This window comes from Nocardiopsis mwathae (assembly GCF_014201195.1).
Lineage (GTDB): Bacteria > Actinomycetota > Actinomycetes > Streptosporangiales > Streptosporangiaceae > Nocardiopsis_C > Nocardiopsis_C mwathae.
In genome coordinates, this window is sequence record NZ_JACHDS010000001.1 from 2687873 (window position 1) to 2712047 (window position 24175).

19 protein-coding genes and 1 pseudogene are annotated in these 24175 nt (G+C 69.5%); 9 read left to right on the forward strand and 11 right to left on the reverse strand.

From position 1 onward, the window contains the following. Positions 1-377 precede the first annotated feature (377 nt). The 3 genes and pseudogenes from HNR23_RS11585 to moaA all read right to left on the reverse strand — a co-directional run bounded on the left by HNR23_RS11585 (position 378) and on the right by moaA (position 4010). A complete protein-coding gene (locus HNR23_RS11585; RefSeq protein ID WP_184075591.1) occupies positions 378-1943 on the reverse strand; it encodes a recombinase family protein in 1566 nt (521 codons plus the stop codon). 36 nt (positions 1944-1979) lie between these two features. Beyond that, positions 1980-2888, reverse strand: a pseudogene (locus HNR23_RS11590) (RtcB family protein); the annotation flags it as partial. Positions 2889-3020: 132 nt separating this feature from the next. Continuing rightward, positions 3021-4010 carry a GTP 3',8-cyclase MoaA gene (moaA, locus tag HNR23_RS11595; protein WP_221308094.1) on the reverse strand — a complete coding sequence of 330 codons (990 nt, stop codon included), beginning with the start codon at positions 4008-4010 and terminating at the stop codon, positions 3021-3023. A 412-nt stretch (positions 4011-4422) separates the two neighbouring features. Between moaA and HNR23_RS11600 the strand changes: the two genes are divergently transcribed. Beyond that, positions 4423-5250 (forward strand): alpha/beta fold hydrolase, encoded by an 828-nt coding sequence (locus HNR23_RS11600; RefSeq protein WP_184075593.1) that lies wholly within the window; start codon positions 4423-4425, stop codon positions 5248-5250. Positions 5251-5302: 52 nt separating this feature from the next. Here the strand turns inward: HNR23_RS11600 and HNR23_RS11605 are convergent, their stop codons facing one another. After that, entirely contained in the window at positions 5303-7165 is a 1863-nt protein-coding gene (locus tag HNR23_RS11605; RefSeq protein ID WP_184080204.1) for an AMP-dependent synthetase/ligase, read from the reverse strand. A 247-nt stretch (positions 7166-7412) separates the two neighbouring features. Further along, complete coding sequence (gene yczR, locus HNR23_RS11610) at positions 7413-8849, reverse strand: MocR-like transcription factor YczR (RefSeq protein WP_184075594.1); 1437 nt, start codon at positions 8847-8849, stop codon at positions 7413-7415. Between the two features lie 332 nt (positions 8850-9181). Here yczR and HNR23_RS11615 point away from each other — a divergent pair, with 332 nt between their 5' ends. The 6 genes from HNR23_RS11615 (at position 9182) to HNR23_RS11640 (ending at position 15156) form a co-directional block, all read left to right on the forward strand. Beyond that, positions 9182-9871, forward strand: a complete 690-nt coding sequence (locus tag HNR23_RS11615) for a Uma2 family endonuclease (RefSeq protein ID WP_184075595.1) — start codon at positions 9182-9184, stop codon at positions 9869-9871. A 342-nt stretch (positions 9872-10213) separates the two neighbouring features. After that, positions 10214-12007 carry a glycoside hydrolase family 15 protein gene (locus HNR23_RS11620; protein ID WP_343070521.1) on the forward strand — a complete coding sequence of 598 codons (1794 nt, stop codon included), beginning with the start codon at positions 10214-10216 and terminating at the stop codon, positions 12005-12007. A 223-nt stretch (positions 12008-12230) separates the two neighbouring features. Further along, on the forward strand, positions 12231-12947 hold the full coding sequence (locus HNR23_RS11625; protein WP_184075596.1) for an MgtC/SapB family protein: 717 nt from the start codon (positions 12231-12233) through the stop codon (positions 12945-12947). A 433-nt stretch (positions 12948-13380) separates the two neighbouring features. Beyond that, the gene (locus tag HNR23_RS11630; RefSeq protein ID WP_184075597.1) at positions 13381-14013 is read left to right on the forward strand and encodes a DUF2975 domain-containing protein; all 633 of its coding nucleotides are present in this window, start codon (positions 13381-13383) and stop codon (positions 14011-14013) included. Next, entirely contained in the window at positions 14013-14273 is a 261-nt protein-coding gene (locus tag HNR23_RS11635; RefSeq protein ID WP_184075598.1) for a helix-turn-helix domain-containing protein, read from the forward strand. The genes HNR23_RS11630 and HNR23_RS11635 overlap by 1 nt, the downstream gene beginning before the upstream one ends. Positions 14274-14481: 208 nt before the next feature. Then, positions 14482-15156, forward strand: a complete 675-nt coding sequence (locus tag HNR23_RS11640; protein ID WP_184075599.1) for a uracil-DNA glycosylase — start codon at positions 14482-14484, stop codon at positions 15154-15156. A 94-nt stretch (positions 15157-15250) separates the two neighbouring features. Here the strand turns inward: HNR23_RS11640 and HNR23_RS11645 are convergent, their stop codons facing one another. The 5 genes from HNR23_RS11645 to HNR23_RS11660 all read right to left on the reverse strand — a co-directional run bounded on the left by HNR23_RS11645 (position 15251) and on the right by HNR23_RS11660 (position 18491). Further along, positions 15251-16576: an HNH endonuclease gene (locus HNR23_RS11645; protein WP_394353767.1), complete on the reverse strand. Its 1326-nt coding sequence runs from the start codon at positions 16574-16576 to the stop codon at positions 15251-15253. 418 nt (positions 16577-16994) lie between these two features. Next, a complete protein-coding gene (locus tag HNR23_RS26750) occupies positions 16995-17228 on the reverse strand; it encodes a tautomerase family protein (RefSeq protein ID WP_343070522.1) in 234 nt (77 codons plus the stop codon). 6 nt (positions 17229-17234) lie between these two features. Then, positions 17235-17405, reverse strand: a complete 171-nt coding sequence (locus HNR23_RS26755) for a tautomerase family protein (protein WP_246421717.1) — start codon at positions 17403-17405, stop codon at positions 17235-17237. A 1-nt stretch (position 17406) separates the two neighbouring features. Next, a complete protein-coding gene (locus tag HNR23_RS11655) occupies positions 17407-17997 on the reverse strand; it encodes a TetR/AcrR family transcriptional regulator (protein WP_184075601.1) in 591 nt (196 codons plus the stop codon). 95 nt (positions 17998-18092) lie between these two features. Beyond that, on the reverse strand, positions 18093-18491 hold the full coding sequence (locus HNR23_RS11660) for a VOC family protein (RefSeq protein WP_184075602.1): 399 nt from the start codon (positions 18489-18491) through the stop codon (positions 18093-18095). 141 nt (positions 18492-18632) lie between these two features. Between HNR23_RS11660 and HNR23_RS11665 the strand changes: the two genes are divergently transcribed. Further along, complete coding sequence (locus HNR23_RS11665) at positions 18633-22070, forward strand: NACHT domain-containing protein (protein ID WP_184075603.1); 3438 nt, start codon at positions 18633-18635, stop codon at positions 22068-22070. Between the two features lie 16 nt (positions 22071-22086). On the opposite strand, the gene HNR23_RS11670 is transcribed toward HNR23_RS11665, so the two are convergent. Further along, complete coding sequence (locus HNR23_RS11670) at positions 22087-22860, reverse strand: SIR2 family NAD-dependent protein deacylase (protein WP_184075604.1); 774 nt, start codon at positions 22858-22860, stop codon at positions 22087-22089. A gap of 424 nt (positions 22861-23284) precedes the next feature. On the opposite strand from HNR23_RS11670, the gene HNR23_RS11675 reads away from it, so the two are divergent. Beyond that, entirely contained in the window at positions 23285-24163 is an 879-nt protein-coding gene (locus tag HNR23_RS11675) for a sulfotransferase (RefSeq protein WP_184080208.1), read from the forward strand. The last annotated feature ends 12 nt before the right edge of the window (positions 24164-24175 follow it).

The window sequence follows — 24175 nt, forward strand, 5'->3', positions numbered from 1 at the left end:
CCTCCGGAGGAACTTTCGGAGTGGAGTCTCCAGGCCGCCGGGGAGATGGTCGTGCTCATCGGGTGCTGAGCCCGTGCACTCGGCGTGGTGAGCATCGTGAACGTGTGGGCGCGGTGGAAAATCTCCGTGCACGCCCTCACGGGGTTCACCACCGCCGCAGGGCTTACCGCGGTCTACGGTGTGCCAGCCCTGATCGTGTGGCCGTTGGCGGTGGCGGTTTCGTGGAGCCGGGTGCGACTGAGGCATCACACAGCCGGGCAAGTAATAGCCTGAGGGATAGTAGGCGCACATCGATCATGTGCTTCGCCTTTTCTTCCGCTCAGAGGGAAGGGCCGGTACGAGTTCCGGGCCCTTGTTCCGCCACCCTTGCGTTTTCGTCACGTCACCCACACGATGTGAAACGATCGCTCCGGATATGATGCCGAATGCCGCCCAGACCTTCCGACTGGCTTGAGCTCTACAGTGTCAGCTATAGCCACCAGGATCTCGCGCCGCTGAAACATATCGAGGCTGGCCCACGCCTTCTCAACCGCACGCTGATCAGGAACTGCGATCTTGTCGACCAAGGGATGCATCCCCTTTGGTCGCGCCGCCTCCTCTAATTTCTTTATCTGCTGCTTCAGCTTGCGCTCCATCGAGGCGGCAAGCATCACCGAGACCTCATCGCGTTCCACCTTGCCGGGCAGTTCCTCCATCGCGCGCCGCACTCTTGCAAGTTCAAGGACGGACTCTCTTCTTTGCTCGCGTTCCTCGTCCGTCTCCTCGAAGTAGTCACGCAACCGGCGATCCGCCAGTCTCGCAATCACTGCCGCCTCGACGATCTCATCGCCCACCGACTGAAGGATGGAGGTATGGCCGCCTCCGCGTGGGTCCCCAGCCGGCCAACCGTCGCATTGGTAGCGCCTCTTCGCTCCCCCCACGAGGACGGCCTTGCAAACGTGGCATTTCCCAATTCCCGAAAGAAGCTTCTCAGCAGTGTCGCGTCGTTCTCGACCACCGATTCGCTTCATCTGCAATCGCCGGTTTGCTTGATACCACAGCTCTTCCTTTATGACAGATGGCCAGATCGCGTCGACCATCTCCAATTGATCAACAGGTTGATCATAGGGCCGGTTTGGGTCATCGGTCACTCCGATTACCCGCTTTCCTATCCAACGCGGTGATCTGGCGACCTGCTTAAGTGTAGTCCGCCCCCATTTAGCCCCTGGCTTCCCAGACGGCGTTGGCGTTCCACGGCTATTGAGATCGGCACAAATATCTGTGTACTTCTCCATCGCCGCCATTCGGGTGATGATCTCCACGCCTACAGGGAACTGCTCTGGGTGGGGTACGACCTTTTCCAAGGCACCACTGGAGTTGTAGACGCGAAGGAATCCCCACTCCGGCCGACCGGAAGGACGGCCAGCGTTTGCGGCGATGATCTTGCCGCGTTGGGAGTCCTGGTGTGTGCGCTCGACCTGGGCTTCGGCAACCTGGTTGGAGATGCCCAGGGTCATGCGGTGGTCGACATTGCCGGGGTCGTACAGCGTTCCCGCGATGCACAGCATCACCCTGTGATCGCGGCACTCGTCTACAAACTCGCGGAGTTCGCGGGTACGAGTCCCTCGGTCGGTGCGGGTGAGCAGGATGACATCGAGGCGTTCTTCCAGCACCGCCTGGCGGGCTGCCTCCCAATCGGAGCGCTCAACCCCCTTGGCGACGCCGAACCGGGACGCGGAGGCGTCGTTGTCGATCCATATGCGGGACTTGGGCAGGTCCCATCCATATCGGTTCGCCATGTGAATGTGAACTTCGCTCTGGCCGTTGACGGAGGTCTCCCCCTGGGTGGGGTCTGAGGACACCCGCCCATAGGCACCAGCGCGAACCTGCTCAGGAGGGATGCGGGAGAATCGCTCGGCGATGGTGATCAGACGATCAAGGGACCGACGGCGAGGGACTGACATGGGATGATCCTATCCTGTACAGTACCCCTAATTAATCATCGTCCCCGGGATGATCCCGACGTCCCCCTGTCCGGCGCGGATCGCGCCCTTGCGGGTGACCAGGACGTCGACGCCGTCGTAGCTCTCCTCGGCCACGTAGTTGTGGTGGCAGGAGATCCACTGCCCGAAGCGCACCCGCGGGAACGCCTTGCGCATGACGTCGCAGGCCAGGCCCATCATCACGTCGCGGTTGCGGCGCGCATAGTCCTGTGCCCAGAACAGGTCGCGCCGGTAGGCGTCCATCTCCGGGGTACCGGAGACGAACACCGCGAGGTCGCGGTCGGGCAGGTCCTGGTTGTGCGGCAGCTTCCGTGCCCGCTCGATGTGGTGCTCGGCCAGCTCCTTGCCGATGTTGCGGGAGCCGGAGTGCAGGACGATCCACACCGCCGCCTCGTCGTCCAGGCAGACTTCGAGGAAGTGGTTGCCGCCGCCCAGCGTGCCCAGCTGGTGCTCGGCGCGCCGGCGCCGGTCCTGCACCGCGGAGGCCAGCCGGTCGAAGCGGTCCCAGAACGTCGCCCAGTCGCCGGTCGTGAGCCCGTGGATGCGGCGCGGGTCGACCGGGGACTTGTGCATCTGGAAGCCGACCGGGACGGCCTTCTCCAGCTCCGAGCGGAGGCGGCGGAGGTCGTCGGGGAGCTCGTCGGCGGTCAGCGACGTCCGGACGGCGGTCATGCCGCAGCCGATGTCGACGCCGACGGCGGCCGGGGACACCGCGTCGCGCATGGCGATGACCGAGCCGACGGTGGCGCCCTTCCCGTAGTGCACGTCGGGCATCACGGCCAGCCCGTGCACCCAGGGCAGCCGCGTGACGTTGCGGAGCTGGTCCATGGCCGCGTCCTCGACCGTCCGTGGGTCGGCCCACATCCGGATCGGAACACGCGCACCCGGAGCTTCGGTGTACGGCATGGGGCCACCTCCCTTTCACAACGGGGTCGACGGTCGCGCGGCGGCCCAACTCCCGCGCCCCTGCATGAAGCCAGAAGCGCGACGGAACAGCAACCTGTTTTCTCCCGTTATGCCCGGTCTGCGGCGGCGTGTTCAGCCTCCGATCGCCGACATCGGACGGGCCGGCTGGAGGAAGCTGGGGTCGTTGATTCCGTGCCCGGGGAGCTTGGTCGCCACGGCCGCGGCCCAGCGGTCGGCGATCTCCTCGTCGGTGGCGCCGCCGCGCAGCAGGGAGCGCAGATCGGACTCCTCGCGGGCGAAGAGGCAGTTGCGGATCTGGCCGTCGGCGGTGAGGCGCACCCGGTCGCAGGCGCCGCAGAAGGGCCGGGTGACCGAGCCGATCACGCCCACGGTCGCCGGTCCACCGTCGACATGGAAGAGCTCCGCGGGGGCGCTGCCGCGGGTCTCGGTGTCGGCGGCCTCCAGTCCGAAGGCGCTGCCGAGGCGCTCCAGGATCTCGTCGGCGGTAATCATGGTGTCGCGGCGCCAGCCGTGCTGGGCGTCCAGCGGCATCTGCTCGATGAAGCGGAGCTGGTAGCCGTGCTCGATGCAGTAGCGCAGGAGTTCGGGTGCCTCGTCGTCGTTGACGTCGCGCATGAGCACCGCGTTGACCTTGACCGGAGTGAGCCCCGCTTCGGCCGCTCCGGCCAAGCCGCGCAGCACGTCGTCGAGCCGGCGACGGCGGGCGAGCCGCTCGAAGACATCGGGGCGCAGCGTGTCCAGCGAGACGTTGACCCGGTCGAGCCCGGCTTCGGCCAGCGCGGGCGCCATGCGCTCCAGGCCGATGCCGTTGGTGGTGAGTGCGGTGCGGGGCCGGGGGTCGAGCGCGGTGGCCGCGGCGACGATTCCGGGCAGCCCTCGCCGGAGGAGGGGCTCGCCGCCGGTGAACCGGACCTCCTCGATGCCCAGGACGGTGACGCCGACCCGGATCAGGCGGTTGAGCTCGTCGTCGGTGAGCAGTTCGGGCTTGGGCAGCCACTCCAGGCCCTCAGGGGGCATGCAGTAGGTGCAGCGCAGGTTGCATCGGTCGGTGAGTGAGACCCGCAGGTCGGTCGCCACTCTCCCGTAGGAATCGGCCAGCATGGGCGTCACCTCCCATTCCCGGTGGCAGTCCAGCTGCGGTCCGGTACGACATAAGGGCCGCGGCAGGTTCTGCCGGGCAGGTTGCCCGCCACGTGATCTCCACCCTAGGAGACGGCGGAAACCGGGTTCGTCCGCCACGCCGCAGGATGAACGACCCTGAACATCAGCAAGACATCACTAATACCGACAATTACCCCCTTTTGGTTGAAATCCACTCGTCTGGCCGTACGAAGGTGCGTCATCGCCGGTCAGCGGTTTTCGGGCGATGTGACAGCCGTCACCGCGCCGCCGCGTCGCGCCCGGCTGCGGTCGCAGCCCCGCTAGCCTGTCCCCGCCGACTTGCCGTCGTCGCCGTGCCGATGCGGCGCCGCAGGGTGGGCGGCCGGATCCGGAACGGGAACGAGGGGGCACGGTGATCAGTACCAGGGAGTGGCGGCTACCGGGCGGGCCGAACGGATCGGGGCACCTGTCCGCGCGCGCCTGGGTCGCGGCCGAGGGCGAGCCGGACTGGCTGGCGGTGCTCGTCCACGGCTACGGCGAGCACATCGGCCGCTATGAGCACGTGGCCCGCCACCTGTGCGGGCACGGCGCGGCCGTCTACGGCCTGGACCACCGGGGGCACGGCCGCTCCTCGGGGGAACGCGTGCTCATCGACGACTTCGCCGGGGTGGTGGAGGATGTGCACCGCGTCATCACCCAGGCCCGCACGGCCTACCATTCGCTGCCGCTGGTACTCGTCGGCCACTCCCTGGGCGGCATGATCGCCGCACGCTACGCACAGGCGCACCCCGGAGAGGTCGCCGCGCTCGCGCTCTCCGGGCCGGTCCTGGGCCGCTGGCACGTCGCCGAGGAGCTGCTGGCGCAGGAGGAGATCCCGAGTACGCCCATCGACCCGGACGCGCTCTCGCGCGACCCGCAGGTGGGCGCCGACTACGTCGGCGACGACCTCGTCTGGCACGGCCCGTTCAAACGGACGACGCTGCAGGCCATCGACACCGAACTGAAGCGCATCACCGCGGACGGGAGCATCGGCGCGATACCGCTGCTGTGGCTGCACGGCTCCGACGACGGCATCGTGCCGATGGCGGGAACGCGCGGCGGGATCGACGCGCTGGCCGGAGACGACGTGACGACGCGGATCATCTCCGGGGCGCGGCACGAGGTGTTCAACGAGACCGACCGGGAGGAGACCCTCGACGAGGTCGCCCGCTTCGGCCGCCGATTCGCCCGGCGCACCTGACGGGCATGCCGGGCGGCCCCTCACCTCCGCCCGGCCCCATCCGGGCCGGGACTCACCCGGCGTACATGCGGCCGATGTCGTCGGCGTACCTGGCCTGGATCACCCGGCGCTTCAGCTTGAGCGACGGGGTCAGCTCGGCGCTCTCCACGGTCCACTCCCCCGGGAGCAGCCGCCACTTCTTCACCTGCTGGACCCGGGCCAACCGGCGGTTGGCCTCCTCCACCGCCCGGCCGACCTCCGCGAGCACCTGCGGGTGCTCGGCGAGCGCGGCCGGATCGGCGGGGTCCGCACCGTTGGCCGCCGCCCACACGGCGGCGGCCTCCGGGTCCAGGGTCAGCAAGGCCACCGGGTAGGGGCGCCGGTCCCCATAGGCCAGCGCCTGCCCGATCAGCGGGTGCTCCTTCAGGCGGTTCTCGATCGCGGCCGGAGCGATGTTCTCGCCGCCTGAGGTGATGATGAGCTCCTTCTTGCGGTCCACGACGTAGACGAAACCGTCCACGTCGATGCTCCCGATGTCGCCGGTGTGCAGCCAGCCCTCGGCATCGATGAGGGCGGCGCTCTCCTCGGGCCGGGCCAGGTAGCCGCTGATGTTGACGGGCCCGCGCACCAGCAGCTCCCCGTCCTCGCCCACGCGCACCTCGATCCCGTCCTGGGGCCGGCCCACGCTTCCGAACCGATAGGCGTCGGCGCGGTTGGCGGTGACGGCCCCGCAGTTCTCCGTCATCCCGTAGACGTCGCGGATGAGCAGGCCGAGCCCGGCGAAGAAGCGCAGCGTGTCCTCGGGCAGGGGCGCCGCACCGGCGATGCAGGCGTCGGCGCGGTCCAGTCCGATCAGCGCGCGTAGGGGCTGCAGCACCTCCCCGTCGGCGCGGGCGAAGCGCTTCTCCAGCTCCGGGGAGCGGGTACGGCCGAACTGGCCCTCCTCCAGGTAGGCTCGGGCCACCTCCGCGGCCGACTCGATGGCCGTCCGCTGCTCGTCCGGCGCCGCGGCGAGCGCGGCCGACAACTTGGCCTGCAGCTTCTCCCAGACCCTCGGGACCCCGAACAGCCCGTGCGGCCGGACCAGGCCGAGGAACTCGCCCAGTCGCGCGGCGTCCGGGCAGAAGTGGATGTGCCCCGCCACGGTCATCGGCAGATAGGCACTGAGCACCCGCTCGGCGATGTGCGCCATGGGCAGGTAGGACAGCGTCGCCCCGGCCTGCGGCAGGCCGCCGGACCGCCGGGTGACGGTGACCTGGAAGAGCACCTGACGGTGGGTCTCGAAGACGCCCTTGGGGTTGCCGGTGGTCCCGGAGGTGTAGAGCAGGGTCGCGTTGCTCTGCGGAGTCAGCGCGGCCAGTCGGGCCTCGACGGGGGCGGGGTCGGCGGCGAAAGCGCGCCGCCCGGCCGCGGTGAAGTCCGCCCAGGACACGAACTCCGGGTCGCCCTCATCGCGGTGATCGGGCACCGCGGCGGCGTCGAGGAGCACCACCGTACGCAGGTGGGGCAGCCGCCCCAGCCCCGGCCGCCACCGCGCGAGCTCGTCGGCGCCGTCGAGGACGGCGACCCTGGCGGCGCAGTCCGCGGCGACGAACTCGACCTGCTCGGCCGCGAAAGTGGAGTAGACGCTGAAGGGGACCGCTCCGGCGTGCACGGCGCCCATGTCGGCGATCAGGTGCTCGGAGCGGTTGGGCATCATCAGGGCGACGACGTCGCCGGGCTCGACGCCGACGCCGAGGTAGGCGGCGGCGAGTTCGAGGGCGGCCCGTCGGTACTCCGCCCAGGTCCGGGTCTCCCAGCCGTCACCGACGCGGTCGGAGAGGGCCGGGAGGTCGCCGTGCTCGGCCGCGGTGCGGTGGAGCAGGTCCACCAGGGTCCGGCCCTCGATCTCGGCTTCGACGCCGCGGCGGAGCCGCAGCACCTCGGTCTGCTCCATATACTCGCTGCCTCCCACTCGCGCAGTGTGGCCCACGTCACCCCCCGGGCCGCCTATCGCACCACGCCCGCGCCGAGCGCGGCAAGCCGTGTACGGGCCGCGGTCCTGAGCACCGACGCACCCCGCGGCCCGCCCGTGTTTGGTCCTCTCCCTCCCCTCACGTCTCCCTTGGCCGCGCCCGCGCCCGCGAGGGCCGACACGGGCGTGGCCGGTTCCGGTCACACGGGTGCGGATCACGCGCCTCCGGTCAGACGAACAGGTCCCGGTTCATCGGTGCCGGGCGCGCCACCGTGTCGGAGTAGGCGTCGGCGAGGCGCTCGACGGCGTCGGCCAGGACGTCCGGCGGCTGGGTGTAGGAGAAGCGCATGTAGCGCTCCAGGGTGCCCTCGGCACCGAACAGCGGCCCGGGCGCCGAGTGCACGCCGTGGCGGACCGCGTTCTCGCGCAGCACCGACGCCACCGGCATCGGCAGTTCGGCCCACAGCACCAGGCCGCCGCTGGGCGGCGTGAACCGCCAGTCGGGCAGCCGGTCGCGCAGCGCGACGACCAGGGCGTCGCGGTTGCGGCGCAGCCCGCTGCTGCGCTCGGCGCGGATGCGCATGACGTCGGAGAGCAGGTGGGTGACGATCAGCTGGTCGAGGACGGGGCTGGACAGGTCGCCGCGCTGGCGCACCGCCATGAGGCGGGAGACCATCGGCGGGGTGGTGCGGATCCAGCCGATGCGCAGCCCGCCCCACAGCAGCTTGGCGGCCGAACCGAGGGTGAAGACGCGCCCGTCGGTGTCGTGCGCGGCCACCGGGGCCGGCTGGTCGCCGGAGTCGATGGCGAGCTCGGCGACGCTCTCGTCGATGATCAGCGACGTTCCGGCGCGGCGCGCTTCGGCGACCACGGCGGCCCGCTCGTCGTCGTCCATGAGGGCGCCGGTGGGGTTGTGGAAGTCGGGTATCAGGAAGGCCAGCCGCGGCTTGGTGGTGCGGAAGGCGTCGATGACATACTCCATGTCCCAGCCACCGGGCGTCACACCGATGGTGCGTACCCGCGCCCCGTGCCGACGCGCGATGTCGAGCGCGTGCGGGTAGGTGGGCGACTCCGCCAGCAGCCCGTCGCCCGGCTCCAGCAGCAGATCCATGAGGAGCGCCAGGCCGTGCTGGGCGCCGTTGGTGACGAAGATCTGCTCCGGTGTCGTGGGGAGGCCGCGCTCGACGTAGCGGCGGGCGATGGCGTGCCGCAGCTCGGGCAGGCCGTGCGGGCTGTAGCCGAGGCCTCCGACGTGCGCGTCGAGCTGGCCGACGGCGAGCCGGGCGGCGTCGCGCAGGCCCTCGATGGCCGAGGGGGCGGCGACGCCCAGGTCGATGTGTTCGGCGTCGGGGACGAACGAGGCCCCCCGCCCTGCGCCGGCTCCGACGTCGGGCAGCACCGTCCAGCTGCCCGAGCCCTGGCGGCTGTCCAGGAACCCGTTCTCGCGCAGCCACCCGTAGGCGGCGGTGACGGTGGTGCGGCTCAGCTTGAGCGCGGACGCGAGGTCCCGCTCGGCCGGCAGCCGCGTGTGCGTGGGGATCCGGCCGTCCAGGATGAGCCCGCTGATCGATCTCCCCACGGCCACGTAGTAGGGGCGCTCGTAGGCGCTCCGCCCGATCAGTCGGGCGAGCAGATGTCCGTTGATCCTTCGTTCGCCGACCGGCATGGCACCACTTTCCCCCGATTGGCTCTGCTCTGGTCGCAGCCACTCAGGCCATTCTTACCTCGGGCGATGATCCCGCTACACCGATATAGGCAGTACGCCAGCACTTGTCCGCGTTCCTTCGCCACTTCCGTCCCACCGTCACCACAGCGACCGTCGGTCCTGCGGATGTCGCCCCCGGTGACGCAGGGTGATCAGCCGAGTGACCGGTTGGCCTCTCGGACCGCCTTCACCGATCGGCCCGTTGTGGGCAGGCCAATCACCGGTTAACGGTCCCCGCAGGGGAGGGATCTTAATGGGAGAATCCAAGAAACGACCGAAACGGAGTGGCGCGCATGGCTACCGTGGGCGACGACAAGGATCCGGCATGCGGAGGCAGTGACATGACCACGACTCCTGTTGTCAAGCGATCAGCGGAGTCCGCGTCGTCCAAGCCGAAGGGGGTCACCTGGCCTGTCCCTCCTCCGGACGGCTACACCGCCGAAGACCTCGACCGGATTCCGGATCTCCCCCCCCACACAGAGCTCATCGACGGGAGTCTCGTCTTCGTGAGCCCCCAGAAGGTCTTCCATATGGTGACCAAGCACCTCTTGTTTGCGAGGCTGGACCAGGCCGTACCTGATCACCTGCTGGTCGCCGCCGAGGTCACCGTGACTCTGGGGAAGCGCCAGCGCCCTGAGCCGGATCTCCTCGTCCTCAAAGCCGACTACGAGAACGATCTGGATCAGTCCAACTACACGGCGGATGCGGTGGAGCTCGCCATCGAGATCGTGTCCCCTGACTCGGAGGAGCGCGACCGAGAGAGGAAGCCTCAGCTCTACGCGGAGGCAGGGATCCCCCACTTCTGGCGGATCGAGAACGACGGGGGCAACCCTGTGGTCTACGTCTACGAATTGGACCCAGCCACTAAGGCCTACGCCTTGACTGCAATCCACCGGGACCGGCTCAAGGTCACCGTCCCCTATGACATGGACATCGACATCAGTGAAGTCACCCGCAGGGGCCGCGGGAGGACCGTTTCCTGATCGCGACCGCACGCAGCGGTCCCGCCCACCTCAGCCCCTCTTGGTCACGTCCGCGTAACTTCTTCGGGGATCACTGGGGGGACAAACCCCCTACTCCCCCACATTTCATCGCGACCCCTCCGGTCCAGGCCCAACAGCGGGTAGCGTGACGTCAAAGCCCGCCGAAAACCGTGACCTCGGCTCGGGCGCGGCAGCGTCGACATCAGCCGCCCCCGAAATAACGTTCCGGGCATGAGTAACTCGGTTCCTGCGCCTGTTCAGGGGATGACCACGGGGCTGACCGCGGTTGGATACGGTACGTCCGCGAGAACGTGATCTTGGATACTCAGGGGGTGAAGCCGCGTGTCAGGCTGGATTGAAGACTACGCGCTGATCGGCGACATGGAGACCGCCGCGCTGGTCGGGCGCGACGGCTCCATCGACTGGCTGTGCCTCCCCCACTTCGATTCGCCCGCGTGCTTCGCGGCCATCCTCGGCGACGAGCAGAACGGCAACTGGTGGATCCGCCCCGCCAGCGGGGGGACCCACGCGACGCGCCGCCGCTACCGGCACGAGACGCTCATTCTGGAGAGCGACTGGGACACCCCGGAGGGCAGCGTCCGGGTCATCGACTTCATGCCGCCGCGCGGCGGCGCCCCGCACATCGTCCGCATCGTCGTCGGCCTGCGCGGCACGGTGCGGATGAGCACCGCGCTGCGCCTCCGCTTCGACTACGGCAACGTCGTCCCCTGGATCCGCCGCAACGGCACCGAACTCGTCGCGGTCGCCGGCCCCGACTCCGTCTGGCTCAGCTCGCCGGTCCCGATGGAGGGCCACAACTTCTCCCACGACGCGTCCTTCACCGTCAGCGAGGGACAGCGGGTCCCCTTCGTCATGACCTGGCACCCCTCGCAGACCGAGGAGTCCGACCACCTCGACGCCGAGAAAGCGCTCTCCCGCACCGAGCGCTTCTGGCGGAGCTGGGTGGAGCAGTGCTCCTACGAGGGCGACTACCGCGACAGCGTGGTCCGCTCGCTCATCACGCTCAAGGCCCTGACCTACCGCCCGACCGGCGGCATCGTCGCCGCGCCCACCACCTCCCTTCCCGAGGAGATCGGCGGGGTCCGCAACTGGGACTACCGCTACTGCTGGCTGCGCGACGCCACCATCACCTTGGAGGCGCTGATCCGCAGCGGCTACAGCGACGAGGCGAACGCGTGGCGCGAGTGGCTCGTGCGCGCGGTCGCCGGGGAGCCGCAGCACATGCAGATCATGTACGGGGTGCGCGGCGAGCGGCGGCTCGCCGAATGGGAGGCCGACTGGCTGCCCGGCTACGAGAACTCACGCCCGGTGCGCATCGGCAATGCGGCCGTGGGCCAGTACCAACTCGACGTCTACGGCGAGGTCATGGACGTCCTGCACCTCGCCCGCACCTCCGGGCTGCACGCGGGTGAGCACGTGTGGGGCCTGCAGCGGTCCCTGGTGAACTACCTCGAATGGTGCTGGGACGAACCGGACGAGGGCCTGTGGGAAGTCCGCGGCCCCCGCCAGCACTTCGTGCACTCCAAGGTGATGGCCTGGGTCGCCGCCGACCGCGCCGTCCGCGCGATCGAGGAGTTCGGCAAGGAGGGCCCGATCGAGCGGTGGAAGGCGCTGCGCGAGACCATCCACGCCGAGGTGTGCGAATACGGCTACGACTCCCGGCGCAACACCTTCACCCAGTACTACGGCAGCAAGGAGCTCGACGCCGCGCTGCTGCTCCTGCCGGAGATGGGGTTCCTGCCCTACGACGACCCCCGCATCATCGGCACCATCGAGGCCATCCGCGACGACCTGATGATCGACGGCTTCGTGATGCGGTACCACACCGACCGCGAGGACGCCGCCGACAAGCTGCCCGGCGACGAGGGCGCGTTCCTCGCGTGCAGCTTCTGGATGGCCAACGCGCTGCTGTCCATCGGACGGGAGAAGGAGGCGCGCGACCTCTTCGACCGACTGCTGTCGCTGCGCAACGACGTCGGCCTGCTCGCCGAGGAGTTCGATCCGAAGCAGGGACGCCAGGTGGGCAACTTCCCGCAGGCGTTCAGCCACGTGCCCCTGGTGACGACCGCGCTCAACCTCTCCCGCCACGACGGCCACCGCCGCGGCGGCAACTGACCGGGTCACGACACGGCAGTGCACCGCACGGCACCGCACGGCACTGCATGGAACTACACGGCACTCCACGGCGGGCCGCCCGCCCCTCCCATCCCCGCACGGCCGCCGGCCCTTCGAGGCGACCCCGCCCTTTCACCTCCTCCCTCTCACCCCACCCCCAACCTCAGGTCACGCCCGGCGTTGCGCGTAGGAGGGGCGCATCCCCAACGGATAGGACGGCGTCATGCAGGACCTGTCCGTCCAAGGGTGGGAGCAGCTTGCGGCGCTGCTCCTCGCGCTCGTCCTGTGCTCCCTGATCGGCCTGGAGCGCCAGTTCCGGCAGAAGAGCGCCGGGCTGCGCACGCACACGCTGGTCGGGCTCGGCGCCGCACTGTTCATCGTCGTGGGCAAGTACGGCTTCGGCGACGTGCTGACCAGGCCGGACGTGGTGCTCGACCCGTCGCGTGTCGCCGCCCAGATCGTCTCGGGCGTCGGCTTCATCGGCGCCGGCCTGGTCTTCGTCCGCCGGGACATCGTGCGCGGGCTGACCACGGCGGCGGCGGTGTGGCTGTCGGCGGCCGTCGGCACCGCGGCCGGAGCCGGACTCTGGGTCGTCGCGATCGCGGTGACCACCGCCTACTTCGTGGTCGCCTTCTGCTACCCGTGGATCCTGCGGTGGGGGGCGCAGGCCCAGCCGGCCACCTCGCTGATCCACGTCGGCTACGAGGGCGGGCGCGGGGTACTGCGGTCGATCGTCACCCAGGCCACCCGGAGCGGTTTCGTCATCCAGGCCGTGCGCAGCCAGCGCGCCGAAGACGGGCGCCCCGGCCCGGCCGTCATCGACTTAGTGATGCGGGTCCAGGGCAAGGGCGACGTCAACGAGCTGGCCGCGGACCTGTGGGAGACCCCGGGGGTCCACCGCATCGACGTCGGCCCCGATGAGGAGGACGTCCAGGAGTAGCTGTACTGCCCTGCGTCAACGGCGCCGGCCCCGGGGAGAGTCGGCGCGGCGGCTTCCCGTCGAGAAGCCGCCGCAGACGATCGGCCTCCTCCAGGGCCCGCGTTCCGCGTTCGGGAAAGACGGCGACGCAATCGGCCCTGGGCGAACCGCCCAGCAGTACGAACCGGCCCGTCGTTGCCCCATGAACCGCCGCCGCGACGGAAGCGGGCTCCGGCACCTCACCCTCACCCTCACCCTCACCCTCACCCTCACCCTCACCCTCACCCTCACCCTCACCCAGGTGGAGTCCAGCATGCCGGGCGGTGACCTCGGACCGGCCGCTGCCGCCGATCGGCCCTGCCTTCCCCCATCCCGTGCAACCCGCCTTGACATATCGTTTTTCGATACTATCGTTTCTCGATAACATCGATAAACGATATGCCGAGGAACGCTGATGACCACGCCATCCGAACAACACCCGAAGACTTGGCTCGGCCCGCTGGAGGCCGTCGCCAGGCTCGCCACCCTGGGCTGCGGATTGCTGCTCGCGATGCTCGTACTGCTGGGCGGAGCCACCGTCACCGGCCTGATCCCCTATGCCCTGGGTGTCGAGGCCCATGTTCCCGCGAGCCAGATCGACGGCCTGCGCGCCGATCCCGGCGCGCTCGCGCCCGGTGTCGCCTTCGACGGCGACGTCGGCCTCACCCTGACCGGCGCCACCTCCGGACAGGTCGCGCTGTCCATGCTCCCCACCGTGTCAGCGCTGCTGTTCGTGCTCGCCGGGGCGACCATCCTCCGCCAGGCGCTCCGCTCGGCCATGGTTGAGGGACCGTTCACCATCGGAGTCGCCGACCGGCTGCGCCGACTGGGCCAGCTCGCTGTCATCGGCGGCCTGGTCCATGCCCTCATCGTTACCGTCACGGACGCGCTGCTGTTCACGACCGTCCTGCCGAGCGGCCACGACGGCATCGCGTGGTCGTTCAACTTCCCGGCGCCCACGATCGTTTTCGGATTCGGCATGCTGGCCGTCTCCGAGATCGTCCGGCACGGCGTGCACCTGCGCGAGGAAGTGGAGGGAACGGTCTGATGGCTGCCGCTGGGAGCGCTGAGAGCGGTGAATCGTCAGCTCAGAACATCGTCATCCGGCTCGACGACATTCTGGCGGACCGGGGGATGACCCTGGCCGAACTCGCCCGGCGGGTGGACGTGACCGTCGTCAACCTGTCCGTGCTGAAGAACGGCCGAGCCAAGGCGATCCGCTTCTCCACCCTGGCCCGGATCTGCGAGGCGCTCGACTGCCAACCCGGCGAGCTCATCGAGCATCGGAAGCAGGCCGAGGATCGTTGATCTCGCCGCACAGGCGGAAACCTACACCTACACCCACACTCGCACTCGCACTCGCACTCGCACCGAAGACGTCGAACATCGCCGCCGTCATTACGATGAGCGTGTCCGGTTCGCTCTGATCCACAGCGGACCGGGTGATCCGATCCGCGCTGGATCCGCACGCCGAAGGCGCCCGAGTTGTCGCCGTCCACCGCTAGGGTTCTGAACCATGTCGGGACGACCTTTGAACGAGATCATGGACGCCGGTTGGGCCAAGGCGCTGGAGCCGGTAGCCGACCGGATCACCGAGATGGGCGAGTTCCTCCGCAGGGAGGTCGCCGAGGGGCGCACGTACCTGCCCTCGGGGGAGAACGTGCTGCGGGCGTTCCAGCAGCCCTTCGACGACGTGCGGGTACTGCTGGTGGGCCAGGACCCCTACCCCACCCCCGGGCACGCCATCGGCCTGAGCTTCGCCGTCGCTCCGGAGGTGAAACTGCCGGGCAGCCTGCGCAACATCTACAAGGAGTACACCGAGGACCTGGGGCTGCCCATGCCGTCCAACGGTGACCTCACCCCCTGGACCGGGCAGGGCGTGCTGCTGCTCAACCGAGCTCTGACGGTGATGCCGGGCAAGCCCGCCTCGCACCGCGGCAAGGGCTGGGAAGAGGTCACCGAGCAGGCGATCCGGGCACTCGCGGAGCGCGGCAAGCCGATGGTGGCCATCCTGTGGGGCCGCGACGCCCGCAACCTCCGCCCCCTGATGCCGGGCGTCCCGTGCGTCGAGTCCCCCCACCCGAGCCCGATGTCGGCGAAGTACGGCTTCTTCGGCTCCCGCCCGTTCAGCCGCGCCAACGCCCTCCTCCAGGAGCAGGGCGCCGACCCGGTCGACTGGACTCTTCCCTAGGCTCTCTCCCTCGGGGTGGTTGAGGGCATGCCGTTATCCCCGTCGGGAAAGGGATCCCAGCAGGGTCCGCGCCCAGGGCACAGAGGTCGGCTGTTCATGGGGATAGTGGGTCGCCGTCGGTCCCGGTGTCCTCGGCTGTCAGCTGCTGGCCGTGCTCTGGGCGCTGGTGCCGGGGGATGCCTGGTGGCGCCGAGCCTGATAGCGGCCGGGACTTCGGGTTCGGGAACGGGTCAGGCCTCTTACCCCCTCGCCTGGGGCGGGGCCGCTGCTCCCATCCGCGCTCTCGCGCCCGGCGGTGCTCCTTCTCCAGGTTGTGGTACCGGCACAACGGCTGCGCGTTGTCCAGGTCCGAAGCCCCTCCGTCCCACCAGGCCAGCCTGTGGTCGACCTGGCACCAGGCGATGGGGCGGTCGCACCCGCCCTCCCACGCACACGTCTGGCGCTGGGCCATCAGCGCGGTGCGCACCTCGGGGGAGAACAGCCGCCGCGACCGCCCCACATCCAGCGGCCTGCCGTCCAATGGATCGCTCACCACCCGGGTGAGCTGGCAGTCGTTGGTGTGCGCGCGGGCGGCGGAGGCCGGCCACAGGGTGCCGTACTCGCTGACCGCCGGAGCCGCCCCCTCCTTACCCTGGAGGGTGTCCAGCCCCACCACCACACTCACCGGGGCAGCACCGGCCCGGCGCAGGGGTGCGGCCTCTGCGGGCAGGGCCACCACAGTGGAGCACACGTCCACCAGGGCATCATGCATCCGCTGGGCCGCGGTGCGCTCCTCCCGCTCACCCGGCGGGGCCAGGAAGGCGTCCAATGCGCCACGCAGCGCGTCCCCGCTCGCCTCGTCGCCCCAGGCCTCCAGGTGGAAGGACCCGTTAACCCCCCGGCTCAGCACCGCGCCCCGCCCGGCGTAGCGGTCCTGGTACTCCTTCTCATGTAGGGCCGGGTTGCTCATGTAGCGCAGCCGACGCCCGGTCCGGTTCACAGCGGCCACCGTGGCCGAAGGATCCACCGCCAGCTCCAGCAGCGACTCCTGTGCTTTGAGCGCGAAGGCCTGGGTATCGGGCCACTCCGCCTGGGAGCGGCAGGCCAGTCCCTCGTTGACCCAGTGGCAGATCCGCTCGAAACGGGCCAGGGGGATCTCCCCTGAGGCATAGGCGCGTTCGGATTCCTCCAGGTGCACCGGACGGTGTGCCAGCGAGGCCAGCTGGGCGGCCTCCGAGGGGGACCGGTCGGCGGTGTGCTGCAGCCAGTGCGACAGTGACGACTGCCCCGACCCCACCAAACCACCGCACGCCTGGAACAACGCGGCAACATCCGCGCATGCCAGCTTCACCTCGTCCAGCGCCCGCAGCACACCGATGAGGTCCTCGCCCAGGGCATGCTCGGCCCCGGGCTGGATGTCGTCCTCGGCTACTGCCCGCACTAGCTGCGCGGCCCGGCGCAGAGACGCCGCAGCCTCACCCAGGCCACCCCCGCAGGGCGGAAGGGAGGCCCCACCGGCGGACACGACCCCATCGCTCATGATCCAACGCTAGGAGCCCCGCAACCCCCATGTCATGGGAGATTTCGCGGCTGTGGATACGTTGCCCTCCGCGTATGCGCGGTGCCCTCGCACTCGGGCCGGCTCAGGGGTGCCGAAGCCGGTGGACCGACCGATGACCGGCTCCGGTCTACGGGGGCGTGGGAGGGGATCCGGCCTCATCGGAACCTCCGGGAGGCCGGGTGTCGACCAGCGCCACGGGAGTGCGCTTCCGGCCGGGGTTCGAACCGACCGCTTGGACATCGCTTGGTCTCGTTCCGTGCGCTGCCGGGGCCCTGTGGCCTCCGTGTGGCGGCAAGCGCTATATCTGGGCGGTGTCGGATCCCGAGCCGACCGCATACTGCGCGACCCCTTCACCGAGCGACCAGTCGATCGACTCGTTCTCGGTCACGGTGACGAACACGTTCCTCGGCTCGGTTCCCGCGTAGTCGTAGGCCAGCTCGGTGATCCGCCGGTACAGCGCCTGCTTCTGCTCCGGCGTACGCCCCGAGCGCATCGTCACGGCGACGTACACGATGCCATCGTCGCGGTGCACCCCCAGCTAGTCGTCGTAGCGCAGCATGCCGCCCACCCCGTCGTGTCCCACCAGGACCTGGAAGCGGTCGTTGTGCGGGATGCCGATCGTCTCCGTCAGGGCGTCGTGCACGGCGCGGCCGAGCGCGTCGAGTCTGCCCCGGTCGGCCCCTATCTCATCGATACGGACGAATGGCATGTCAGCGGTTCTCCTGTCCGGACGGAGACCGTCGGGCGTCGCCGGTGAGCAGGCCGAGGGCTCCGTGGACGGCCCGGGCATGGACGTCGGCCGAGCCGGCGGCGCGGGCCAGCACGTAACCGCCCTGGAGCACGGCGACCAGAGCGGTGGCCGTGGCCTCGGGGTCCAGCCGGGGATCGAGCTCGCCGTTCGTGCGCCCATCCGCGAGCAGCCCGGCCAGGCGGTCGGTGAGCCAGGCGAAGGTCTCCTCGACGGGGCGACGCAGCTCCGGGTCGGCCATCACGTCAGGGTCCTGCGTGAGGCGGCCGACAGGGCAGCCCTTGAGTGCGTCCCGGTCCCGCCGCAGGTAAGCGGTGATGCGATCGACGACAGTGCCGGTGTCCGTGAACACTGCGTCGGCACTGTCCCGCATCTCCCGGGCGCTGCGGCTGATCGCGGCGAGTGCCAGGTCGGACTTGCCGCGGAAATGGTGGTACATGCTCCCCTGGCCGACGTCGGCGCGCTCCTGGATCGCCTTCGGGCTCGTTCCCGTGTAGCCCCGTTCCCACAGCAGCTCGCGGGTGCTGCTGATGAGTCGCTCCCTCGTGTCCATGGCTATGATCGTACATACCAGTAGGTACAGATCCCACGTGGCGGTGGCGACAGGTCGGGGAACCCCATCCCCCACCGCTCGGCCTCGTGGTTCGCTCAGTCTCCGGTGTCGCCCGCGGCGGCGAGTTCCGCGTCGCTGCGTTCGATGCAGAACTCGTTGCCCTCGGGGTCGGCCAGGACCACGAAGCCCTTGCCGTCGGCGGTTCGGTAGTCGGACAGGAACGTGGCGCCCAGCCCCAGGAGCCGGTCCATCTCGCCATCGCGCGTGTTCCCCTCGGGGCCGAGGTCGAGATGGATTCGGTTCTTCACCGTCTTGCCTTCTGGCACGCGCAAAAACAGCAGGCCCGGCTGCCCGGCCGGGGTGTCGATATACGCCTCCTCGGCCCCGGGCCCACATTCCGGATGCAGCGGCTCACCGATCACCTGACTCCAGAATCTCGCCAGCTCATAGGGGTCGGCACAGTCGATGGTGACATTGCGGATGGGCGACGGCACTGCGGCCCTCCGGTGCGATGCTTCGATTGTCGGAGCATCCTCTCATAGTGGTTGTACAGAAAGCGGATTTGAGGCTCCAGCGCACCCCGTACTTCAATGGGGCGCGCGCCCCGTACACACCATGTGAGAGGCCCATCCTCGATGGCGAAAAGGCTCAGCTACGCCGACGCTCTGAAGATCCTGGGCAAGGACGACTCCGCTGTTCTGGACTTCGCCGAGAAGGCGGCGGGCGGTGCACTGGGCGCCGTGGGCGTGCCCGACCTCTTCGGCGCGGAAGGCACGGTCGTCAAGCACGGCCGAAAACTCCTGACGTCGGTTCGCGAGCGCGTGAGCGGAGTCGGGCGGCTGGACCGCACCCAGCGGATCATGGCCGCGCACACCGTCCTGGCGGTGGTCGCCTATTTCGAGGCGGTCGACGAATGCCTGGCGGTGGAGGGTTCTCCGCTGAGCTTGGCCGACCTGGAGCTCACCGCGGCCGAGCAGGCGACGCTGGCCGGAGCGTCGGAGGACCTGCTGGACGCCCAGCGCGCGCCCGTCCCCGAACCCCACTACGAGTTCGAGATCAACCAGGTCCTCCTGGAGGACTTCTACCAGCTGCGCCTCGGATCGGCGCTGATCCATTTCCTCTCCGGTCTCGCCTGCTGGGAGCCACTGTCAGAGACCGACCAGCACCGTGTCATCAAGACCCTGCGGGAACACGTCCCGGAGCGCGCGTTGCGCCGCTACACCGAGGGCTATCGGCGGCTCGCCGTGGACGTGCCCGAGTTCAGGGTGTGGAGCATGATGCAGGAGCACCAGGCCACCCGGTCACGGCTGAGCACGGGGCTGGCCGACCTGCGCGACACGCTCGCCGGCATGACGACCGGGACCACCCCCGGCGAGCAGCGCGACGCGCTGTCCCGACGCTACGTCAGGGCCTTGGAGCGTCCGGTTCTGGCCTCCGACGACGCCCCGGCCGACTTCACCCTGCCCACCCTCGGCAAGGCCTATATCAACCCGCGCGGGCGCGTGGGCCGGGCCGCGGCGCAGAGCCGGCCGTCCACCGAAGAGTGGGTCAAGGTCCACCCCGTCCTCCACGACCTGCAGGGGGTCATCGCGGGTGTGCTGACCGGGCCGTCCGCGATCTCCCACCCGATCGTCGTCCTGGGCCAGCCGGGTTCTGGAAAGTCCAAGCTCACCCAGGTCCTGGCCGCGCGGCTGCCGGCCGCCGACTTCCTGCCGATCCTCGTGGAGCTGCGTTCGGTGACGGCCGACGCGCCGCTGCAGGACCAGATCGAGCAGGGCATTTACGCCACCATCGGGGAGCGCGTGTCCTGGCCGGACCTCGTCCGCTCGGCCTCCGGCGCGCTGCCGGTGGTCATCCTGGACGGCTTCGACGAGCTGCTGCAGGCCACCGGGGCCAGTCAGTCCGACTATCTGGAGCAGGTGCGCCTCTTCCAGGAGCGCGAGGCGGAACTCGACCGGCCGACCGCCGTCATCCTGACGACGCGGACGGCGGTGGCCGACCGGGCCCGGATCCCCGACGGGTCGCTCATCGTCCGGTTGGAGCCGTTCGACGATGACCAGATCGGCCGGATGATCGACGTCTGGAACCGCGCCAATCAGGGAGCCCTGGCGTCACGGGGGCTGCGGCCACTGACGGTCGACACCGTGCTGAACCACCGCGACCTCGCCGAGCAGCCGCTCTTGCTGATGATGCTGCTGATCTACGACGCCGACGAGAACGCGCTGCAACACGCGGGCTCCGAGGAGGCGCGAGCGTCCTCGGACGGCGGGAAACCGGCGCGGTCGGCACTGCCGTCTCGCCGCCATCCGCACGATTTCATCCCGGACGGCACCGCTGCGTCGTCCTCCGGAAGCAGTGGGGAACACGTCGCGCAGACGAAGACCGAGGCCGGCTCCAAGGGAGAACTCTACGAAGAACTCCTCACCTCCTTCGCCCGCCGGGAAGTCCGCAAGCACCAACCGCACCTCGACGACGCGGGCAGGGAACACGCCGTCGACCTCGAACTGCGCCGACTGGAAATCGTCGCCCTGGCCATGTTCACCCGGCGCCGACAGACCGTGACCGCCGATCGGCTCGATTCCGACCTCTCCGTGCTGATCCCGGAAACGAACATGGAAACGCACCCGACCGGTCTGAGCGGATCGACCGGCAACGCCCGCCAGGTCTTCGGGCGGTTCTTCTTCGTTCATGAGTCCCAGGCCCAGCGGGACGCCCGCACGGAGAGCGTGTACGAATTTTTGCACTCCACGTTCGGTGAATTCCTTGTCGCGCGGCATGTATCGGCCACGCTTCACGATCTCGTCGTCGACCGGGCGAACTCCCGGCGCCGCCGGTTCGCCACTCCGCTGGATGACGGCCTGTTGTACGCCATCACCTCGTTCGCCGCATTGTCCGGGCGTCAGGCCACCGTGGAGTTCCTACTCGACATGTTCGAGCGGCGGTTCGCGCAGCATCCCGAGGAGCGAGAGGAGTACCGGTCGCTCCTCCTCGAACTCTTCCACGAAGCACCGTTCCCCCAACCCAATCGGTCATTCGGCGACTACGCACCGGCCCGAATCCCCATCGTCACCCGACAGGCGACCTACACGGCCAACCTGGTCCTGCTCCTCGTTCTCGGTGGCACGAAGATCGACGCTTCCGAGCTCTTCCCGGACTCCCCCGCCCCTTGGAAGCAATGGCGTGTGCTGGCCAACCAGTGGCGGGGCATCGTCGACAACGAGTGGCACGGGCTGGTGGACGTCCTGCGCGTTCGCCACCACTACACCTGGTCGGGGGAGGGCACGACCGTCATCGAGCTCGAACGCGGTGACGACATCAACCTCGGTGAGTGCATCGGGTTCGAAATGAAGGCGAACCCGTTTCGGCACTCCCCTGCCGTCACCGATCCCTACGGGATCGACCTCCCGTTCGAGGGGATCACGTCGAGGCTCCTGAGTTCGATCTCCGTTCGAGCGAACGGCACGGCCGCGCGGACCTTCCTCATGCTCGCCCCCTATCTCACCCATGTGTCCTCCGACATGCTGACGTGGTATGCGACCGCCGGCCTGTCGGACGACGACGCGGTGTGGAGTGAGTTGCACGATGTCCTGGAACTGCGCCTCGCACCCCTGGGCGACGCCCGCGAGGAACGCCTGCGGCGGTATTCGCGGTTGCTCGACACCGAATGGCTCGGCCGCCTGGAACTCTTCGTACTCCGCCAGGCGGCCGAAGACCTCCGATTCGGCCGGGCCATGGGGTCCGATCCTTCGTATATGGCCGGTCTGTCGTCGGAGATCCGGTCGTATCTCGGCAGGGTCCGCCACGTGGTCCAGGGTCAGCGGCTGTCGCCGGACGCCATTCGACCGGTCCTGGGCGCCCTGGAGCTGACCGACAACGCTGATCGACTCTTCCGGAGGATCCTCGACCTCGCCACGACGAACAGCCCACCGGAGCAGAGTCCGGAATGGCACTACCGCTTCTCGTCGGCGAACTCCGGACCCGGCGGCGTGCCGACGAAGGTCGGCACGGGGAGTAGGGCGCAGAAATCCTCCGGCCACCGGAGCCACCGGCCACCCCGGAGCGGCGGTGGATGACGGATCCCCACCCGTGTCAGCGCCCCTGCGCTACCGACCCCCTCACCAGCTCGGGCAGGACTTCCCCGATCGGGTCGCGGAGGACGGCGGCCGCGGCGTCGTCGTACGGGGTCGGCTCGGCGTTGATGATGATCAGGTGGGCGCCGTGGTCCAGGGCGAGGTCGCACAGGCCCGCGACCGGGTGCACCGTCAGCGATGTACCGACCGCGACGAAAGCGTCGCAGTCCTCGGTGGCCTGGACGGCGGCCTCCAGGACCTCGGACCTGAGGCGCTGGCCGAAGGAGATGGTGTCGGCCTTCTGGATGCCGCCGCACTCCCGGCAGTGCGGGTCGGACTCCTCCTCCAGGCGGGCCAGGACCTCCGGCGTTGGGGTGCGCAGGCCGCAGGTCATGCAGATGATCCAGTGCACGGTCCCGTGCACCTCGATGACGCGGCGGGGGTCGGTACCCGCCGCCTGGTGGAGGCCGTCGATGTTCTGGGTGATGAGCGCCCGGAGCCGCCCTGCGCGGTCCAGTTCGGTCAGGGCGTGGTGGGCCGCGTTGGGACGGGCGGTCCAGGCGGGGTGGGCGCGGCGCATCTGCCAGACCTCGCGGCGGACATCGGCATCGGCCAGGTAGGTGCCGATGTCGAACATCGCGGCCGCACCGGGGTTCTTCGTCCACACGCCCTGCGGCCCTCGGAAGTCCGGGATCCCGGAGTCGGTGGAGACCCCCGCGCCGGTGAGCACGGTGACCCGATCGGTCGCGGCCAGCAGTTCCGCGACCTCGGTGTGGCGTGAGATGGAGGGCATGGACGGTTCCTCGGCGTTCACGGTGGCGCGGCGTTCCCGCTCGCACGGTATGTCGGTGCCGCCATTGTGGCAGCGCCGGGCCGAGCGTTTCGAGGCCGCCCCTGGCCGGTGCACCGCCGACAGCGCCGGATGCGGGGCCTGATACGGGTCCGGCCGTTTGCCGACCTTGGCCGACGCGTGACCCGACGGGGACCCGCGCCGCGTCCCGGACCTCCCGGCAGGACGCGGTTCAACGCGATACGCTCACGTCACACCGGGTGGGAGCGGGTGGTACAGGCCCGCCGCAGAACTGCCGCGTGCCCCCGGGCGGCGCTTCTCGGGACGGTGATCCCCGCGCGGCCAGGAGAATTCGACCGCAGTCCCCGCCGAAAAGTGGACCGGATGGACCGAAGTCCGTCAAACGATGTCAAAATCTACATACATCATGAAGCAGCCGTCCTACATCCTCGTCGTCAACGGGACGAAGGTCCACCGCCCCGTCTTCGTCCTCGGCGCACCGCACTCAGGTGTGAACCTGGTCGCCGGGGCTCTGCGCCGCGCGCCCGGCTTCCACATCGGCTGCGGCGACACCGGCGTCCTCAACGCGGTCTACGCGGTCGCCCGCCGCCCCTCCGTCGTCGCGGAGCGCGCGTCGGGCACGGCCAGCCTGCTGCGCGACGCCTTCGCCGAGTCCTGGCAGCTGACCCCGCTCACCTGCCCGCTGTGCTCGGGGAACCGGGTGACGGCGCGCGAGTCGGCCGAGCCCTGCCGCCACGCCAGCCGGGTGACGCGCTTCGGTGACGCCAGCCCGGATCTGCTCTACAGCGCGACCGCGCTCGACGCCGCGTTCGGCGACGCCGTGTTCGTGCAGGTGATCCGGGACGGCCGGGATGTCGTCGCCGAAATGCTCGACGACGAGCAGTCCCTGGCCTGGTTCCGACCGAGCATGGCCACCCTCGACCACGACCTGCCCAACCCCTTCTTCGGCATCGAGACCGAGCAGGAGCGCGAAGACTACCCCGACCTGTCACACGCGGCCAAGTGCGCGATGCGCTGGCGCGGGGCGGTTCGGCTGTCGGCCCAGCTGCGCAGCATGCTCGGCCCCGAACGGCTGATGACACTGCGCTACGAGGACATGTTCGGTGGCGAGGTGGAGGCCGCCGAGCGGTTGCGCGAGGTGACCGGAGCTCGGGTGTCGGCGGTGGAGCTGGTGCGCGGCGACTCCCCCGGAATCGGGGCGTGGCGCGGCCGCCTCACCGGCGAGCAGCGCAACGACGTGCGGGCGGTCGCCCAGGCCGAGCTGTCCCGCCTCGGCTACACCTGATCCGGATCTCCC